This window comes from Bradyrhizobium sp. CCBAU 51753 (genome assembly GCF_015291565.1).
GTDB classification, from domain to species: Bacteria; Pseudomonadota; Alphaproteobacteria; order Rhizobiales; family Xanthobacteraceae; genus Bradyrhizobium; species Bradyrhizobium ivorense.
Window position 1 is genome coordinate 5,896,976 of record NZ_CP030037.1, and the last position, 17,222, is coordinate 5,914,197.

General features: G+C 65.2%; 20 protein-coding genes. 10 read left to right on the forward strand and 10 right to left on the reverse strand.

Translation table 11 applies throughout. The features are described 5' to 3' along the window. Positions 1–163 precede the first annotated feature (163 nt). Together XH93_RS26930 and XH93_RS26935 are read right to left on the reverse strand one after the other, a co-directional pair. Positions 164–2,026, reverse strand: a complete 1,863-nt coding sequence (locus XH93_RS26930) for a cyclic nucleotide-binding and patatin-like phospholipase domain-containing protein (protein WP_246799310.1) — start codon at positions 2,024–2,026, stop codon at positions 164–166. Between the two features lie 185 nt (positions 2,027–2,211). After that, positions 2,212–3,363 carry a zinc-binding dehydrogenase gene (locus XH93_RS26935; RefSeq protein ID WP_194469810.1) on the reverse strand — a complete coding sequence of 384 codons (1,152 nt, stop codon included), beginning with the start codon at positions 3,361–3,363 and terminating at the stop codon, positions 2,212–2,214. Positions 3,364–3,675: 312 nt separating this feature from the next. On the opposite strand from XH93_RS26935, the gene XH93_RS26940 reads away from it, so the two are divergent. The 7 genes from XH93_RS26940 (at position 3,676) to XH93_RS26970 (ending at position 8,990) form a co-directional block, all read left to right on the forward strand. After that, positions 3,676–4,293, forward strand: a complete 618-nt coding sequence (locus XH93_RS26940; RefSeq protein ID WP_139484529.1) for a PilZ domain-containing protein — start codon at positions 3,676–3,678, stop codon at positions 4,291–4,293. 333 nt (positions 4,294–4,626) lie between these two features. After that, the gene (locus tag XH93_RS26945) at positions 4,627–5,241 is read left to right on the forward strand and encodes a transglutaminase-like cysteine peptidase (protein ID WP_172626986.1); all 615 of its coding nucleotides are present in this window, start codon (positions 4,627–4,629) and stop codon (positions 5,239–5,241) included. Between the two features lie 315 nt (positions 5,242–5,556). Beyond that, positions 5,557–5,841 carry an addiction module antidote protein gene (locus tag XH93_RS26950; protein ID WP_194469811.1) on the forward strand — a complete coding sequence of 95 codons (285 nt, stop codon included), beginning with the start codon at positions 5,557–5,559 and terminating at the stop codon, positions 5,839–5,841. Positions 5,842–5,983: 142 nt separating this feature from the next. Continuing rightward, positions 5,984–6,589, forward strand: coding sequence for a TetR/AcrR family transcriptional regulator (locus XH93_RS26955; RefSeq protein WP_194469812.1), 606 nt, complete (start codon positions 5,984–5,986; stop codon positions 6,587–6,589). Between the two features lie 33 nt (positions 6,590–6,622). Continuing rightward, on the forward strand, positions 6,623–7,153 hold the full coding sequence (gene fabA / locus XH93_RS26960) for a bifunctional 3-hydroxydecanoyl-ACP dehydratase/trans-2-decenoyl-ACP isomerase (protein WP_194469813.1): 531 nt from the start codon (positions 6,623–6,625) through the stop codon (positions 7,151–7,153). A gap of 180 nt (positions 7,154–7,333) precedes the next feature. Then, positions 7,334–7,819, forward strand: coding sequence for a hypothetical protein (locus XH93_RS26965; RefSeq protein ID WP_139858571.1), 486 nt, complete (start codon positions 7,334–7,336; stop codon positions 7,817–7,819). Positions 7,820–8,180: 361 nt separating this feature from the next. Then, positions 8,181–8,990 (forward strand): dienelactone hydrolase family protein, encoded by an 810-nt coding sequence (locus XH93_RS26970; protein ID WP_371815124.1) that lies wholly within the window; start codon positions 8,181–8,183, stop codon positions 8,988–8,990. 114 nt (positions 8,991–9,104) lie between these two features. Here XH93_RS26970 and XH93_RS26975 read toward each other — a convergent pair whose 3' ends face one another. Both XH93_RS26975 and XH93_RS26980 read right to left on the reverse strand, forming a co-directional pair. Continuing rightward, positions 9,105–9,650 (reverse strand): hypothetical protein, encoded by a 546-nt coding sequence (locus XH93_RS26975; protein ID WP_194469815.1) that lies wholly within the window; start codon positions 9,648–9,650, stop codon positions 9,105–9,107. 150 nt (positions 9,651–9,800) lie between these two features. Beyond that, the gene (locus XH93_RS26980; RefSeq protein ID WP_194475547.1) at positions 9,801–10,136 is read right to left on the reverse strand and encodes a hypothetical protein; all 336 of its coding nucleotides are present in this window, start codon (positions 10,134–10,136) and stop codon (positions 9,801–9,803) included. Positions 10,137–10,208: 72 nt separating this feature from the next. Between XH93_RS26980 and XH93_RS26985 the strand changes: the two genes are divergently transcribed. Then, positions 10,209–10,463 carry a hypothetical protein gene (locus tag XH93_RS26985; protein WP_194469816.1) on the forward strand — a complete coding sequence of 85 codons (255 nt, stop codon included), beginning with the start codon at positions 10,209–10,211 and terminating at the stop codon, positions 10,461–10,463. 4 nt (positions 10,464–10,467) lie between these two features. On the opposite strand, the gene XH93_RS26990 is transcribed toward XH93_RS26985, so the two are convergent. Together XH93_RS26990 and XH93_RS26995 are read right to left on the reverse strand one after the other, a co-directional pair. Next, positions 10,468–10,998 carry a gamma carbonic anhydrase family protein gene (locus XH93_RS26990; RefSeq protein ID WP_194469817.1) on the reverse strand — a complete coding sequence of 177 codons (531 nt, stop codon included), beginning with the start codon at positions 10,996–10,998 and terminating at the stop codon, positions 10,468–10,470. A gap of 159 nt (positions 10,999–11,157) precedes the next feature. Further along, a complete protein-coding gene (locus tag XH93_RS26995; protein WP_194469818.1) occupies positions 11,158–11,487 on the reverse strand; it encodes a hypothetical protein in 330 nt (109 codons plus the stop codon). Between the two features lie 217 nt (positions 11,488–11,704). Between XH93_RS26995 and XH93_RS27000 the strand changes: the two genes are divergently transcribed. Continuing rightward, complete coding sequence (locus XH93_RS27000) at positions 11,705–12,415, forward strand: hypothetical protein (protein ID WP_139857677.1); 711 nt, start codon at positions 11,705–11,707, stop codon at positions 12,413–12,415. 55 nt (positions 12,416–12,470) lie between these two features. Here XH93_RS27000 and XH93_RS27005 read toward each other — a convergent pair whose 3' ends face one another. Together XH93_RS27005 and cysE are read right to left on the reverse strand one after the other, a co-directional pair. After that, positions 12,471–12,686, reverse strand: coding sequence for a DUF3126 family protein (locus XH93_RS27005; RefSeq protein ID WP_139484518.1), 216 nt, complete (start codon positions 12,684–12,686; stop codon positions 12,471–12,473). A 131-nt stretch (positions 12,687–12,817) separates the two neighbouring features. Next, positions 12,818–13,645 (reverse strand): serine O-acetyltransferase, encoded by an 828-nt coding sequence (cysE, locus tag XH93_RS27010; RefSeq protein WP_139484517.1) that lies wholly within the window; start codon positions 13,643–13,645, stop codon positions 12,818–12,820. A 209-nt stretch (positions 13,646–13,854) separates the two neighbouring features. On the opposite strand from cysE, the gene XH93_RS27015 reads away from it, so the two are divergent. Beyond that, a complete protein-coding gene (locus XH93_RS27015; protein WP_194469819.1) occupies positions 13,855–15,252 on the forward strand; it encodes a hypothetical protein in 1,398 nt (465 codons plus the stop codon). Here the strand turns inward: XH93_RS27015 and XH93_RS27020 are convergent. After that, positions 15,238–15,990 carry an alpha/beta fold hydrolase gene (locus XH93_RS27020; RefSeq protein ID WP_194469820.1) on the reverse strand — a complete coding sequence of 251 codons (753 nt, stop codon included), beginning with the start codon at positions 15,988–15,990 and terminating at the stop codon, positions 15,238–15,240. The genes XH93_RS27015 and XH93_RS27020 overlap by 15 nt on opposite strands. Before the next feature lie 73 nt (positions 15,991–16,063). Further along, complete coding sequence (locus XH93_RS27025; protein ID WP_194469821.1) at positions 16,064–17,200, reverse strand: hypothetical protein; 1,137 nt, start codon at positions 17,198–17,200, stop codon at positions 16,064–16,066. Positions 17,201–17,222: the final 22 nt, after the last annotated feature.

Consider the following 17,222-nt stretch of genomic DNA (forward strand, 5'->3'; position numbering starts at 1 on the left):
GAACGGAGCTCTAGATTCTTTTTTGACGCGTTTTCTTGACGCGAACCGGTATCCACTTCGCTGGAAAACGCTCTGGCGCGGGACGATGGTCGAGTTCGCCGGCATTCGCAACTGCCACCGAAGCGGTGCAGCCAATCGGGATATGGCAGGTCAGGCCGACCGCTCAGGGCACGAGCGAAGCCTGGGAAGCCGCCGCGGTCGCGGGCGCCGTGCTGTCCGCGCGACCGACCGACGCGACGATCGCCGCAAGGGCGGGATGATGCGCAGCCTCCATGCCGGCGATGGTGTCGCGGGCCCAGAGGTAGGAGGATTGGAAGATCTCCCGATGGCGGTCGAAGTCCGTCACGTCGATGCCGAACGGCGTCGGCGGCCGCATCACCACGTCTGACGGCGTGGTCGGCAAGGTATCGTAGCGCTGATGCGCGACCAGGCTTCGCCACAACACGTTGACGGCGCTCGGCGCTGCGGGAAGCGTCTTCCTGCCGAACGGCAGCAGCATCGCCGCAAGCAGTTCGAGGCGCCCTGGCAGCGCAGCATAATCGACATTGAACATCTCGGTCGCCGGATCGCCGAAATGGACCACCAGATTGGGGCCGCTCTTCAGCTGCTGCATCGGCCCCAGCGGCACGTTGTCGACCAGGCATCCGTCGACCAGCATCAATCCGTCACCGGTGTAGAACGGCGGCAGCAGGCCGGGGATCGCGCTCGAGGCGCGCACCGCCTGCCAGAGCAGGCCGGTCCGGATCAGTTCGAGGCTGTGCGTCGACAGATTGGTGGCGACCGCCGCAAACGGCCGCCAGCAATCCTCGATCCGGCAATTATGGCCGTACTGATCGGCGAGCGCGGCGTCGAAATCCTTATGGTCCAGCAGCGCGTAGCGCGGCCAGGTTGGACGGCGGAAGCTGCGGCTGGAGACGAAGATCTCGTGGGTGCCGCGCTCGAGATGCTCGGCATCGTAGTTCTTGGCAAAGCCGGCCGCCATCGCCGAGCCGACGCTGGTGCCGACGAAGATGTCGAACGTGACGCCGCGCTCGCAAAACGCCTTGTAGACCCCGACATGGGCGGTGCCCTGACTGCCGCCGCCGCCGGCGACAAATCCGACGGCGCGTCCGCACAGGAAGCGAACCAGACTGTCGATATCGATCTGGTCCTCGAGCGCGACATGGTGATGCATGAAGCACGGCAGCCGCGCCAGCCACGCCGCGGTGCCGCTGACCTCGTGGCGCCGATGGTCATGAACGCGAACCAGCCGCCGCGCCGCGACCGGGTGAACCGTGCAGGCGAAGCTTTCGACTTCGGTGAGATCAGGCGCGGGCGCATTGCCGCGGCAGACGAACACGACGAGGTCGGCCTGCCTGATCGCCTTGTGCGCCCAATCGGAGGCTTTGCAGCCGCCGAAATAAGCCACCAGCGGCGCGTTGTATTCGAGCTGATTGAGCCAGTCGGAGATCTCGGACGCGTCCAGCGCGCGTCGGGGAAACATCGCCTGAAGGCGTGCGAGATCAACGATCTCGGCGCCGGCCGCAGCCAGCGCCTGACGCAACCGATGCTCAAAGCCGGGAGGCACCGGCTCGCGGCCGCAGTCGATCAGCGCGACGGTTCGCGCCTTCGGCGACGCCCGCACCGGGATCAGGCGCGCGGTTTCGCGGGCAAAGCGCTGCGCGAGCGCAGCTAACAACGCATCGCCGATGGCCGGCGCCTCCTGCACCAGTGTCGCATAGGCCGCGCGCGTCAGCACCAGCACGCTTGAGTCCCTGATGGCGATCACATTGGCGGTGCGCGGGATGTTGGCAAAGAAGCCGATCTCGCCGACCAGTTCACCGGCGCGAAGCTCGGCGATCGGTTCGGGATGATTGGTCCGGTACACGGCGAGCGCACCGTGCAGCACGAGGTACAATGCGTCCGACGATCCGCCCTGCTCGACCAGCAGCTGGCCGCGCACCAGATCCTGCCGGGTCATTGCCGCAAGGGCCCTCAGCCGCTGTTCCGCGCTGAGCGTCTTGAACAGCGCGAATTCGTCCGACACGTTCCCCCACGCAAATGTCGCGCTCGCGCCCTCCGTGGGCGGTACCCGGTTCGATTGCATGACGGGATGTTAGCGCCGGGCCGCCGCGCCCGCGAGTAATATCAAGGGTACCTGCGTGTTACCGCCGCAGCCTCGACACCCTTGGAAGCGCTGCAACACGAATTGCAGCGGGGCACGCATGGCGATCACCCCACCAGTTCCGGCCACGGCACGATGGTCGACTTCACCGTCTTCATCGCCATCGCGTCCGCGACCGCCTGGCCGACACCTTCCTCCGTAAACGGGTAGATGGTCTGCATGTCGAGCCAGGGATATTTGCTCCGCGTGCGATAGAGCATGTCGACGCCGAGCGGCAGGTCGTTGCCGGTAAAGCCCCAGGAGCCGAGCACGTTGAGGTCCTTGGTACAGATGCGATGCCACGACGTGTCGATCGAGCCCGCATCGGTGAACTGGCCCATCTCGACATAGGTGCCGCCGTCGCGCAGCATCTCGATGCCCTCGGGCCCCGCGGTCGGATGCCCCGAGCAATCCATCACCAGATCGGCGCCGAAGCCGCCGACGATGTCGCGCACGGCCTTGATGCGCTGCTCCGGCGTCTTCAGCTGCTCGATGTCGACAGTCGCCTCGGCGCCGAACTTTCGCGCCAGCGCCAGCCGCGGCACCTCCGGCGCGCCGACGCAGATCACGCGCCCTGCTCCCATCTCCTGCGCGGCGGCGACCGCGAGGATGCCGATCGGCCCCGAGCCCTGGATCACCACCGTGTCGCCCCAGCTGAAGCCGCCGGCGCGCGTGGCCCGGTTGAAGGCGCGGATGCAGGAGGTCAGCGGCTCGGACAGCGCCCCGAGCCGCAGCGACATGTCGTCGGGCAGCTTGTAGATCTTGGTGCCCGGCAGCATGTCGAGATCGACATAGACATATTCGGCCCAGCCGCCCCACATGTGCGGCGGCTTGTCGAAGCCGAGATAGCGGCCGTAATAGACCGGCGTCAGGCATTTGTTGGCGCTTTGCGGATAGTGGATGCAGTAGTAGCAGCGGCCGCACGGCATCAAGGGCGGGATCATCACCTTCGAGCCCACCTGCAGCGGCTTGCTCATGAAGTCCTCGGTGAACTCGCCGCCGCATTCGACGATGACGCCGCCGAGCTCATGGCCGAGCGTGAACGGCCATGGCAGCGGCTTCGGCCAGTGCCCTTTCAGGATGTGCAGATCGGTGCCGCAGACACCGCAGGCGCCAACCTTGATCAGTGCCGCCTTCTTGCCGACCTCGGGCCACGGCACGGTGCGGATGACGGGCTTTGCGCCCGGCCCTTCATGCGTGCAGACGCGGATCTGCTGCATCGGTTGTCCTCCCTCTTGTTGTCGTTGTGGCGTTTGTTATGGCGCGCCTGAGCGACAGGCTAGGTGAAGCCATTGGAGATGCCAATGTCGCCCGCGGCACCGTGGCCCTCCGCGCGCCTTGCTGATCGGGGCCGGCGCGATCGTCTCGGGCGGATCAGCCGCGTCTGGGTTCCACTGGCGGCCGACATGCGGCGCGTCACTCAACCGCAGGCCTATTGCCTGTACTTGATGCACGCCGCCGTAACGCCCCGTTAACCCTATCAGCCTTAGGGTCGTCGGGGCTCCGAATGGACGGTGGTCGGGTTTGTGGTGATGTCGTTTGCACAGAAGAAAACTACCGTCGTCCCCGTAGCCGAGGAACGGCGACGCTTCCAGCGCGTCAAGGTCCACCTGCTCGGCCGCTACATGCTGCCCGACCGGCGCGAGTTTCCCTGCCAGATTATCAACATGTCCCCGGGCGGCCTCGCGCTGCTGGCGCCCGGCATCGGCAATGTCGGCGACCGCGTGATCGCCTATCTCGACCATATCGGCCGGGTCGAGGGCCGCATTACCCGGATCATCGACAACGGCTTTGCGATGACCATCGGGGCCACCGCGCGCAAGCGTGACAAGCTCGCCGCCCAGCTCACCTGGCTCGCCAACCGTGACATCCTCAACCTGCCGGAGGATCGCCGCCACGACCGCATCGTGCCGCGCAACCCGATCGCGCTGCTGACCCAGGAAGACGGCACGCGGATGACCTGCCGCATCATCGACCTCTCGCTGTCGGGCGCAGCCATCGCCGCCGAGAACCGCCCGCCGCTGAAGTCGCTGGTGATGCTGGGCAAGGTGCAGGCCCGGGTGGTGCGAAACCTCGAGGAAGGCTTTGCGCTCGAGTTCGTTCACGAGCAGGCCGCGGAAACGCTCGAAGAGAGCGTTACCGCCAGGTAAAGCGCCAGCCCACTCAAAACCCATTCTTTCAGTGCGCGAAGGCGGCCCCGGAGCTCCGGTGGCCGCCTTCGCCGCGTTTGGGCGCATGCATTTCGGCGGTTAACGGCGGTTCCGTTTCGCCCGCAAATCGCGATGGAACAAGGCGCGGGCCGGTTAATGCGTAAAATTTGAATCAACTGCAGTCGTTTCAAATTTTACGCAAATTCGATTCAAGTACAGATCGAATTCGCCGCAGCTTTTACCAGTATTCGCGTCAAATCGACTTCACGCACTTAGCGGCGGTGCAAATCCTTTGTGTCAAACATGGTCCCAACAAGAAGAACGGGGGCCACAATGTTTGGGTTCAGGGGACAGGGGAAAGGTTTGGCGGTTGCCGCCATCCTGTTTGCGACTTGCGCGTCGGCCAAGGCCGGCGACGTGGTCTACGCCAGTCTCGGCGACGTCGCGCGTTCGCCGATCGGCTGGGTCGAATTCTGCACCGAGAATCCGGGCGACTGCCGCGGCGGTGCGACACAACCACGCGACATCGTGTTGTCGCAGACCGCTTGGCGCGACCTGGTGCGCGTCAACAAATGGGTCAACGAGACCATCAAGCCGATGACCGACATGGATCATTGGGGCGTGATCGAGAAATGGTCGTTGCCATCAGACGGCTACGGCGACTGCGAGGACTACGTGCTCCTGAAGCGCAAGATGCTGATGGATGCCGGCTGGCCGCGCGAGGCGCTGTTGATCACGGTCGTCCGCGACAAGAAGGGCGAAGGCCACGCGGTGCTGACGGTGAAGACCGACAAGGGCGAGTTCGTGCTCGACAATCAGAACGAGAGCATCGTCGCCTGGACCGACACCGGCTACCGCTTCGTCAAGCGGCAATCGCAGAGCGATCCCAATGTGTGGGTCTCGCTCGGTGACAGCCGCCCGGCGATCTCGACGGCAAGCTCGCGCTGAAGCGAAGAAGGATTTTGGTTACGCGACCCGGTCACATCCCCACCCCTCCCCGTCCCAGACCGGTTCGCGCGCGGCCAGGCTTCCCCCAAAGCCTGGCCGCACCCTTTTTGAGGGATGCGCGACAACGCACTGAAGGCGCTTGAAGCACGGGCGGAGCTGCAGTTCGAACACGCATTCGAAGGCACGTGCAGCAAACCCACCGTTGCCACCGATCCTATCAGTATACTATAGTTTACTTGCGATCGCGGTTCGCAAGATCGATGTACTCGAGAACTGGTTTAGCCAGTTGCGCGATGAACGCGATCGAGAGACACCGTGACCAAGACCACGAAGTGGGATAGTGCCGACTATCTCAGCACTCCAAAAGCCATTGCCGCGTATCTGGAAGCGGCCTTTGAGGACGGAGACCCCAAGGTTATTGCTCACGCACTCGGCAATATCGCGAGAGCAAAAGGTCTGCCGCAAATCGCGAAGGATATCGGGATCACAAAGGCCGGCCTCTACAAGGCCCTCAGCAAGGATGGGGATCCCCGGCTGAGCACCTTTCTTGGCGCCCTTCGCGCCATGGGATTTGAATTGAAACTGAAAAAGGCGGCGTAGCGGGCGGCCGAAGCTGCGCCCTGCATCTCGGTTGATCGCAAACGTCATAGCCCCCCTCCGCGGTTTGATCCGGCCGTCCCGACGCAAGCTTGACAATCCAGCGAAGCTGGAATTGAATTGAATTCAATTCAGACAACGGAAGATGCTTGGGACACGCGAAAAGCTGCTCGCCGCAGCGCAGGACGAGCTGATCGAAGGCCACGGCCACCTCGAGATGCAGGCCGTCGCCCGGCGGGCGCGTGCGTCGGTCGGGCTCGCCTATCACCACTTCGGATCGAAGGCCGGGCTGATCGCCGCCGTCGTCGAGGCGTTCTATGGCCAGCTCGATGAGGCGGCGTTCGGCGGCGCCAAGCTGCCGGCAACGAGCTGGGCGGTCCGGGAGAAAGCCCGAATCGGCGCCTATGTCGCGTTTCACTACGACCACCCGTTTGCGCCGCTGGTGATCGGTCCGCTGAGCCGAGCGCCGGAGGTGCTGGATGTGGAGACCGCCTTCACCCGCCGGCAGCTCGCGGGTGGCGCGCGCATGCTTGAGGCGGCGCAGCGTGACGGCATCGTCTCCGCCGACATCGATCCCGACCTCACCATCGCGCTGATGATCGGCGGCATTCGCCAGGCGCTGATCGGTGCGTTCACCGGCGAACGGCGGCCCGATCCGGCGAGGCTCACCGACGACATCTGGGCCTTCATGGCCGCCGCGCTGCGGCTGCCCGCCAAAGCGCAGGCCCGGCCCTCGAGGCGCGGCAGCTAAGGTTCAGCCAGAAGTCAAAGATCTGACGTCATCATGTTCAATCCGCACGATTTTCACCGGCCGCAATCGTCCTACAGCAAGGCCGATCTGCTGCGCTCGAGCGCGGGTGGCTATTTCGGGCCCGGCAACGCGCAGCTGCCGGCGCCGCCGATGCTGATGATGGACCGCATCACCGAGATCAGCCTGGACGGCGGCGCGTACGGCAAGGGCCATGTCGTCGGCGAGCTCGACATCACGCCGGAGCACTGGTTCTTCGCCTGCCACTTTGCCGGCGACCCGGTGATGCCGGGGTGCCTCGGCCTCGACGCGATGTGGCAGATCATCGGCTTCTGGCTGGGCTGGTCCGGCTCCGCCGGCCGAGGCCGCGCGGTCGGTGTCGGCGAGGTCAAGTTCAGGGGACATATCACGCCGGAGGTCCGGCGGGTGCGCTATGAGGTCGATATGCGCAAGGTCAGGCGTGGCCGGCTGGTTCTCGGCATCGCCGATGGCCGGGTGCTGGCCGACGACACCTGCGTCTATGTCGCCAGAGACATGAGAGTCGGCCTGATCGCGTCCGCGACCTGAGACGCGGCCGGGGCGCGCGCGGGGCACACTCTGCCCCCGGCCCCGTCCCGGTTTGGGGCAAAAGCTTCGAATTTGCGGCATTTCGCCGATCGGGTGGCGGGCCGCTTGAATGCCCGGTTTTGCCCGCGCCGAGAGGTTGTGCTAATCGGAACCTTTCAGTTGATGTCCGGTTTTGGTCGCATGGTCGAACTTGCCCCCCGGAATGCAGAGCTGAGCAGCCGTATTGGTGTGCAGCCAATTGCGATCGGCGCGGTGGCGCTGGTGCTGGTGCTGTTCGGGATCGGCTCGATCGCGCTTTACCGCAGCTTTACCGGCAACATGCCCGAGACCGATCGGATGGTGGCCGCCCGCCAGCTGCAGGCGAAGACCGCGCAGGTCTCCGAGGCCCTGGTGGAAAAGACCAAGGGGCTGGAAGCGACCCAGCAGGAATCGATCGACCAGTTGCAGACGGTACAGGACCAGCTGCAGACCCTGCGCCGGCAGATCGCCGCGCAGCAGGCCGACAACAAGAAGCTCTCCGAGCAGATCGCCGCGCTGACCGAGCAGATCGAGGGTCTGCGCCAGGCGCAGGCCAACGCGCAAGCCAATGAGCCGGCCGCGGAGCCCTCGCCGCGAAAGCGGTCGAAGCGGAGCGCCTATCGCAAGCGCCACCGCTCGCGCGGCTAATCCCTTTGCAATCCGCCCAAACCCCGTATTTTTCCGGTGTACCCGCTAGCGTGAATTTAATCGCGGGGTTTGTGAAGTGGTTCACATATCGCCCTTCGAATCCGAGTCATCCTTAAATCACCGGATGGCGTGAGCCGATTTCAATATCCGGGGCTGGCAAGGTCGTTGACGGTATACTACGTCGACGGCCTTGTTTTTTTTGCGCTCCCATCCTCGCAGGCTGGTGATTTGCCAGCGGACGCTTTGTTTGCTGAATGCGCCTCCTTGATCCCGCAGGAGGACGTTGATGAGCGCCGAACCCATTCTGACCCAGGATGTCATCGGATTGACAAAGCCCGCGCCGGTATCGCGCCGCGGCTTCATGACCGCATCGGCCGCCGTTGCCGCAGGCTACACGCTGGCCGCCGGTCCCGTGCGTGCCGACGTGATCAAGACCGACACCGGCGGGCTGACGGTCGGCGACGCCAGGATCAAGGTCGCCGATGGCGAGATGCCCGGTTATTTCGCCCGCCCCGCCGGCGTCAACAATCCGCCGGTGGTGCTGGTCGCGATGGAGATCTTCGGCGTGCACGAATACATCAAGGACGTGACGCGCCGGCTCGCCAAGCTTGGCGCCTTCGCGGTGGCGCCGGATTACTATTTCCGCAAGGGCGACCTCACCAAGATCACCGATACCTCGCAGCTGGTGCAGTTCGTGAACGCCAAGCCCGATGCCGAGCTGCTGGGTGACCTCGACTCGACGGTGGCCTGGGCCAAATCGCAGGGCGGCGATACCTCGCGGCTCGGCATCGTCGGTTTCTGCCGCGGCGGACGCACGGTGTGGGAGTACGCCGCGCATTCGACCGCGCTGAAGGCCGGCGTCGCCTTCTACGGCGCGCCGCTCGACCCGCCGAACCCGCTGTGGCCGAAGAGCCCGATGCAGCTCGCACCTGACATGAAGGCGCCGGTGCTGGGTCTCTACGGCGAGGCGGATACCGGCATTTCGGTTGCCAGCGTGGAAGCCTTCAAGGCAGCGCTGGCCGCAAACAACAAGACCGCCGAGTTCAAGGTCTATCCCGGTGCGCCGCACGGCTTCCATGCCGACTATCGCGCGAGCTACCGCAAGGAGGCCGCCGAGGACGGCTGGAAGCAGATGCAGGCCTGGCTGAAGAAATACGGCGTGCTCGGCTGACCACGTTGGTCGTCGGCGGGCTTGCGCGATGCGCCCGGCAAGATAACGGCCCCGGCGCGAAAGCGCCGAGGCCGCAGGGCGATCAAATCGATCGGCCGGCGTCGCTGGTCAACGTCAGTTGCAAACCTGCACGCTGCGGACCCGCCAGCCGTACGGCGTCATGACGCCGCGGCGGACGAGGTAGCAGCCGCCGTCTCCATAACCGTACCCATCATCGTAACCGTACCCGGGGCCGTAACCGTAGCCATAGCCGGCGTAGTACGGATAGCCGCCGCCATAGTAGTCGTCGTAATAGCCGTAACCGCCGTAGGCTCCGTAAGCCAGTCCGGCGCCGATTGCCGCCGCCGCGAGCGGGTAACCCCAGCCGCGACGATAGCCGCCATGCCAGCCGCCGCCGTACCAGCCACGGCCGGCCCATGCGCCGCCGCCGCGGAAGCCGGGAGCGGCGATCGCTGCGGTCCGGAAGCCGCCGCCCATCGCGCGGAAGCCACCGCCGCCAAAGCCACCGCCGCGGAAGCCGCCGAAGCCACCGCCATGAAAACCGCCACCGCCGCCGCGGAAGCCGCCGCCGCCAAAGCCACCGCGTGCAGACGCGGCGTCGACCGTGAGCAGGCCGACCGCGGCCGTCGCCATCAAGGCAATCATCGTTTTACGCAACATCACCCGTTACTCCTCTAAAGAAGAATCCTTCGACGCGTCCCTGCGTCCGATCATGCTAAACCAATGTAAGACCGCAGCTTCCCGCCCGCGCGCCATGCCGCACTCACTTCTGCGCGACCAGCGTTAACCAAAGCGGCGGCCGCCGACATTCTAGCAACCGCGGCAGATGCCCTTCAACCGGTGGTCGACTGCCTTGTTCTCGTTCTCGATGGCCTTGTCGACGCTTTGCGTCGTCGCCGAGCCAGTCGTCACGCCGGGGCCACTGTTCGGCTTGCCGGAGGATTGCGCGGTGCCAGCGCTGTTGGTGCCTTGCGGCGGGGACGACATCTGCGGTGACGTCGGGCTGGGGCTGCCCGTCGAGGAGCTGCCGGTACCGGTGCCGGCGGCAGTACCAGTGCCAGTGCCAGTGCCTTGGGCTACGGTAATCGAAGGCGCCAGCAGAATTGCGATTGTCGCGAGTGCGGCGGTGACGGATAGTTTGCGCATGGAGCTTCTCCCTTGCTGGGAATCAACGAACCCGCAAGGCGGCAGTTCCGGCTGACATTGGAGCAATGCAATTTGCGCAAGCTGATCGAGTTTGACGACGACACGTTCGACAAGCTGAAGCAGCTCGGCCGTGACCGGATGGCGACCTTGCAAGAGCTGGCCGACGAGGCCTTCGCCGACCTGCTCAAGAAGCACGGTATTCCGATCGACCTGAAGGACGCGCTGCGCAAGAGCGCGCGGCTGCAAGACGCAAAAAAGCAAGACGCGGCGAAGCAAGGCCCTGCAGCTCAGCCGAAGAACGCGCGCAAGCGTGGCCGGAAGAGCTGACGCCTCAGCCGATCTTCTTAAGTCCTGCCTTGTATTGCGGTCCCCTGATCGCATACGACTTGGCCGGCCTCGTCATCTGCTCGATCTGGGCGGCATCGAGCGTGCGGATCGCGCGCGCCGGCGCGCCGATGATCAGGGAGTACTCCGGAAATTCCTTGCCCTCGGTGATCACGGCGCCGGCACCGACGACGCTGCCGCGCCGGATCCGCGCGCCGTTCATCACGATCGATCCCATCCCGATCAGCACGCCGTCCTCCAGCGTGCAACCGTGCACGATCGCGTTGTGGCCGATGGTAACGTCGTTGCCAATGACGAGCGGAAAGCCGGGGTCGACGTGCAGGGTCGAATTGTCCTGGACGTTGGAGCCCTCGCCGATCTCGATCCATTCATTGTCGCCGCGCAGCACGGCGCCGAACCAGACGCTCGCCCGCGGCTTGAGGCGCACCTTGCCGATCACCACGGCGGTATCGGCGACGAAAAAGTTGCCGTCGGCGGGAAGATCGGGCGCCTGCCCGTCGAGCTCGTAGATCGCCATCAAGGTCTCCCTGGAGCGTTTTCGCGCGACACTCCTTCGCGTGACGAAAACGCGTCAAATCCATCCGCAGCTTCGGCTCTGATTCAATCAGGACCGAAGCCCCGGTCGAGGCGACCTTGGCACAGCGGCGGATATGGTTTCAAGCAAGCGGGAGGCGGATCAGGCGAGCAGCCCGGCGGCGCGCAGCGTCATCACGAAGAAGGTGCCCGACATCAGGCTCCAGAAACCGGAGATGATCGTGGCCATCATCACGAATTCGAAGCGGCGGCGCTCGATCCGGGCGCCGCGCAGCGTGTTGCGCATGATGATGAAGGGCGCGGCAAACACCAGGAAAGGAACCGCGGCGAACGTCTTCGGGGCCACGCCCTCGTGCAGCAGGCCGAACCCGGCCGGACGCTCGGCCATCGCCTGATAGCCGCTGGCCAACGCGCCCGCGAGCGCAAAGCCGATGAAGAGCGAGAACAGCGAATTCAAGGTATCGGGCGACATCGGAACTTCCGCTACGCAACTGACCACCCTGCTTCGCAGAATTGCCCGCCCGCCGCCACAGCATCCTTAAGAAAAGGTTAATCCGGCGAGGTGGACGGCGCATTTGCGCATGGCCGGCGGTGCCCGGATTCCATTGGAATCATACGGAAATCCGCCACCGCGTGGCATAGTCGGCAGGTGATTCGGTTACTCTCGCCCCGGTCCCTTTGCCTCGCTCATGACCCTGCTCTCGACGGCCCAGCATCTCGCCCGCGACACCCGCCGCAATCCGCGCGCGCACATCGTTCCGATCATGCTGTCGGCGGTGTTAGCTGCCGGCGCGATCGCGCTCGTCGCGTATCTGTTGTGGCCGACCTACACCACGGTTCCGGCAAGCGATCCGTCGCGGCTGCCGGTCAGCGTCGGCGGCACGCTATTCAACGTGCCGACCGCGGCGGTGCGGATGAAGGTCCAGCGCCATTCCGGGCCGCAGGAGCGCGTCGACCTCAGCTTCCTCTATCCGTCGCTCGAGGCGCCCGCGGCGCCGAAGCACTACAGCGCCGACACCGTCGAGGACAAGGTGCAGCCGATCGACCGCATCTTCGTGTCGATCGCGGCGCACCACGATTCCATGGCGCCCGAGGTTCGCATCCGTACGATCTATCCGCGCTATCTCGACGCGGCCGCCGCCACCGACGACGGCCTGACGAGCCGCGCGTTTCGCGACGGCTCGCCCTATGCCGGCGAGGATCTGTTCAGCGCGAGCGAGCCGGCGCTGACCGCGCGCTGCACGCGCGACACCTCAACGCCGGGCATGTGCCTGAGCGAGCGGCGCATCGATGGCGCCGACCTGACCTTCCGCTTCCCGCGCAGCTGGCTCGCACAATGGCGCGATATCGCCAACGCGATGGAGCGCCTCGCCGCGCAGATGCACAGCGCGAAGGGCTAGCGCAGACCTAAATTCATTCTCCGCGCCTTTGCCCACCGTTCGGCATCGCGCCGAACTATGACTCGCTGAGATCCTCTTCCAGGATCGCCATCTGGAACTGGAACGAGCGATCGTCGTCCTCGTCGTCGACGAACAGCACGCCGATGAATTCCTCGCCGATGTAGACCTCGGCGGAGTCGTCCTTCTTCGGCCGCGGCACCACGCGGATCTTGGGATTGCCGAATACGCGTTTGAGATACGCGTCAAGCTTCCTGACTTCCTGAACGTCCACGGCAGTCTCCAATCTGGTCGATCATTTTCCGGGGAGGTTTTAGGACGAGACGACACGGATCGCCAGAGCCTTTTCAGGCTCTGGCAACGTGACGTTCACGCACACAGTGCGTGCTCAGAAAACGAATGAAATCAAAGCCCGATCGCGCCGAGCATCTGATCCATGGTGCGCGACGGCTCGGCGCAGCCGGCTTCACCGACGATCTTCGCGGGCACGCCCGCAACCGTCACGTTGTGCGGCACCGGCTTGACCACGACGGAGCCGGCGGCGATGCGCGCGCAATGACCGATCTCGATATTGCCGAGGATCTTGGCGCCGGCGCCGATCAGGACGCCATGACGGATTTTTGGATGGCGATCCTCGTTCTCCTTGCCGGTGCCGCCGAGCGTGACACCGTGCAGGATCGAGACGTCGTCCTCGATGACCGCGGTCTCGCCGCAGACGAAACCGGTGGCATGATCGAGGAAGATGCCGCGGCCGATCCTGGCGGCCGGGTTGATATCGGTCTGGAACACGGCCGACGAACGGCTCTGCAGGTAGAAGGCAAAATCCTTGCGGCCCTTCTGGTACAGCCAGTGCGCGAGACGGTGGGTCTGCAGCGCGTGAAAGCCCTTGAAGTAGAGCAAGGGATCGATGAAGCGCGAGGTCGCCGGATCGCGGTCGTAGACCGCGACGAGATCGGCGCGGAAGGCATTGCCGATATCGGGCGCATCGCGCAGTGCCTCGGCATAGGCCTGGCGGATCAAATCGCCCGACAGCGCGGCGTGATCGAGCCGCTCGACAAGCCGGTGCACCACTGAATCTTCCAGGCGGTCATGATGCAGCACGGTCGCATAGATGAAGGACGCAAGTTCCGGCTCGCGCCGGACGATGTCTTCCGCCTCGTTGCGGATGCGATCCCAGATCGGATCGAGTGCCGCAAGCTTGCCCCCCTGCGGATTGACCTGATGAACTGCCATAGCTGCTCTCGCAATTCGGTTGTTCGATTGTAGATTATAGCACGGCGCACTATCTGCGTCCCTGGATGGCTCGGTAACGGTAAACCCCCAGCCGAACGCGGCCCCAAGGACGCCTTGAGCACGCCTAGGGCAGGTGGTCGGGATTTTGCCGAAATCAAGCCGTCCCTCTGCAACTATTGGCGGATTTCGTCCCGACCGTGGTTTTGGGCATGGTCGGCCCACTTACGGGGGGATACACCATCAAGACCCAGGTCTTACGGGCGCGCCGGGCCGAGACGCGGTCGGTCTGGATCGCCACCATTGCCATTCCCTTGCTGCTGCTCGCGCCTGCCTTCTGGAACCGCTATCCGCTGCTCCAGTGGGACACCGGCGGCTACCTCGCGCGCTGGTATGAGGGGTACCTGGTGCCGAGCCGGTCGACGGTGTTCGGCATCTACCTGCATCTCGGCGAGCAAGCGAGCTTCTGGCTCAATCTCGGCATCCAGAGCCTGGCAACGCTGTGGATCCTGCAGCTCGTGCTGCGCGTGCTCGATCTTGCCCGCCCGGTCCGGCTGGTCGCCATCAGTCTCGCGCTGATCGCAACCACCGCCCTGCCCTGGCTTTCGAGCATGCTGCTGACCGACATCTTTGCCGGCCTGTCGGTGCTCGCCCTGTTCGTCCTCGTGCTGCACGGCGCGCGGATTTCGACGCTGGAGAAAGCCGCGCTGTTCGTGTTCACGGCGTTCTCGGCCGCGACCCACAGCGCGACGCTCGCGGTGCTGCTCGGCCTGTGCTGCGTCGGCTGGATCGCACGCCCGTGGCTGCGCCGGCAAATCCCGCTCGCAGGTCTCGCGCAGGGCAGCCTGACCATCGTCGCTGGAGCTGTGATGCTGCTGGCGGCGAATTTTTCGCTGTCGGGACAGCTCGCCTGGACACCCGGCGGCTACGGCGTCCCGTTCGGCCGCATGCTGCAGGATGGCATCGTCGCGCAATATCTGCGCGATCATTGCGCGAAAGAGACACTGAAACTCTGCCCCTATCGCGACCGGCTGCCGCCGACCGCCGACGACTTCCTGTGGGGCAACAGCATGTTCAACACGCTCGGCCGCTTCCAGGGCCTGAATGACGAGATGGGCTTCATCGTGCTGCACGCGCTGGCCGCATATCCGGCATGGCAGGCCGAGGCCGCGCTGGCCGCGACCGCCGACCAGCTGATGCACGTCGCGACCGGCGAAGGCACCAATGGCTGGATCCCGCATACCTACGGCATCATCGAGCGCTACATCCCGGCGCAGCTCGCGCCGATGCGCAAGGCCAAGCAACAGCAATGGCAGGTCGATTTCACCACGATCAACCGCATCCACGTGCCGGTCGCGCTGGCGTCGATGCTGCTGGTCGCGCTGCTGTTCGGTCGCGGACTGTGGCGGCGGAAGCGCGACGAGCTGACGCTTCTTGCGGGCACGGTGACGCTCGCATTGCTCGGCAATGCCGTGGTCTGCGGCGTGATCTCCGGCCCGCACGACCGCTACGGCGCGCGCATGGCCTGGGTCGCGACCTTCGTGGTGCTGATCGCGGCAGCGCGTGCCTTCGCTGGGGATGACGAGGTCGACGACCTACTTGCGCCGTGACAGGAACTCGATGACGCCGGTCTTGTAGACCTTGTCGCCGACCGCCCGCATGTGATCGCGGTTCGGGATATCGAGCACTTCCGAACCCGGGATGACCTTGCCGAGCGCGAACGCCGAGCCGGCGATCTCGTCCTTACTGCCGACCGCAACCAGCACCGGCACGCGGATCGCAGCCGCCTCCTCGCGCGTCATCAGGCGGCGCGAGCCGCGCAGGCAGGCCGCGAGTGCAGCCCGGTCGGAGCGAGTCTGGTCGGCGAAGGCGCGAAAGGTGCGGCCGACCGGATCGGTGACATCCTCAAGCGACGGCGCTTCGAGCGCCAGGGCGACATTCTCGCCAGGCCCGCCGCCCTCGATCAGCCCGATGCCGATGCCGCCGAGGATCGCCGAGCGCAGCCGATCCGGATTCTGCAGCGCCAGGATCGCCGTCATCCGCGAGCCCAGCGAATAGCCCATGATATCGGCGCGCGCGATTCCGAGGTGATCCATCAGCGCGATCACATCGCTTGCCATGATCGCGATCTCGTACTGTTCGGCATCGTAGAGCTTTGCCGAGTCGCCGTGGCCGCGATTGTCGAGCGCGATGACGCGCCGGCCGGCCTTGACCAGATCCGATACCCAGGTCGGATAGACCCAGTTGACGTTCTTGCTCGACGCAAAACCGTGCACCAGCACGATCGGTTCGCCCTCGCCTTCGTCGAGATAGGCGATTTCAACATCGCCGTGATGGAAACTCGGCATCGTCAGTTCCGTTTTTTCTGGGAGGTTTGGGATTGGCGACCGGCAGCCGGTCGCAAGCTTAGCCGTCGCAAGCTTAGCCTTGGACTGCAGCGCCCGCCAGCGCGATGGGAGCGGCCGCCAGTTGCCGCTGCAGGCGGCGCGCCTTGCTCCGCCTCAGCCACCAGGCGGTGGCCCGCTCGGTGGTTGCCTTGATCGAGGACAGGAAGCCGAACAGCGTAAGCAGCGCGCCGAACAGCCACATCGTCAGGTTGAATGTCCCGGCCACCAGCAACAGCGCGCCGCGGCCGAGCAGTTTCAGGATCGCGCGGGTCTGGCCGCCCTTGGCTTCGGCAATGCGGGCGGCGCGCGCGAGCTCCTTCGGGTTCTCCGCGACTTTCAGCGTGTCGCGCGCAGCGCGAACGCCGGCAGCTTCGCCGATGCGCCCGACATCCTTGGCGACGCGCACCAGCGCGCCGGCTTTCTCGGCACGGAACGCCGCGCGGATCGCGCTCGCGGTTTCCGCCGGCCGCAGCACCGAACCGGATGCGACGGCTTCTTTCAGCGCCGGCCCGTCGACGACCTCGCGCGTCGAGCGTCCCGCCCATGCGATCAGCCCCTCGCTCAGCCGTCCGGCCTTGCGGGTATCCTTGACCAGCGTCAGCCCGGCGCGGAGCGGTCCGGCGCCACCGACCGAGACGTAGGTCGCCGCCGTCACTGCGAGGCCCGCGGTTGCAAGCCCAAGCACCAGATGATCGGTATCCTCACCCATCGCCAGATGCTTGCTCTCGCGCACCACATCCCTGATGTCGCCGAACACGAACAGATCGCCTGCGACAGTGCCGGACAGGCTTGCGACATCGTCGGCATTGCCGGTCACGAGGCCCGTCGCGAACCCCTTGGCGAAATGCATCGTGGTTGCTTGCTCGGCGATCGCATCGTCGACGCGCTTGGTGATGCTGTCATCGAGCGCGATATTTTTCTCACGCGCGAGCGCGACGAAGCTCGCCGCGAGATCGGCGTCACCGGACGCAAGGGCAGCCTCGATGTTATCAGCGATCAACGCCGGGTTGTCGCGCACGGCCGCATTGATCCTGAGATCGGCGAGCGCAGCAGGATCGTCCCGTGCGGCCAGCACCACACCGGCGTCGCGGGCGTGCGGCCAAATGGCCGTACCCAGCACAGCACTTGCCGCGAGGCCTGCCACCGCAAAACTGAGCCGCACCCGGTTCATTCCGCCGAAACCTCTGGTTTAA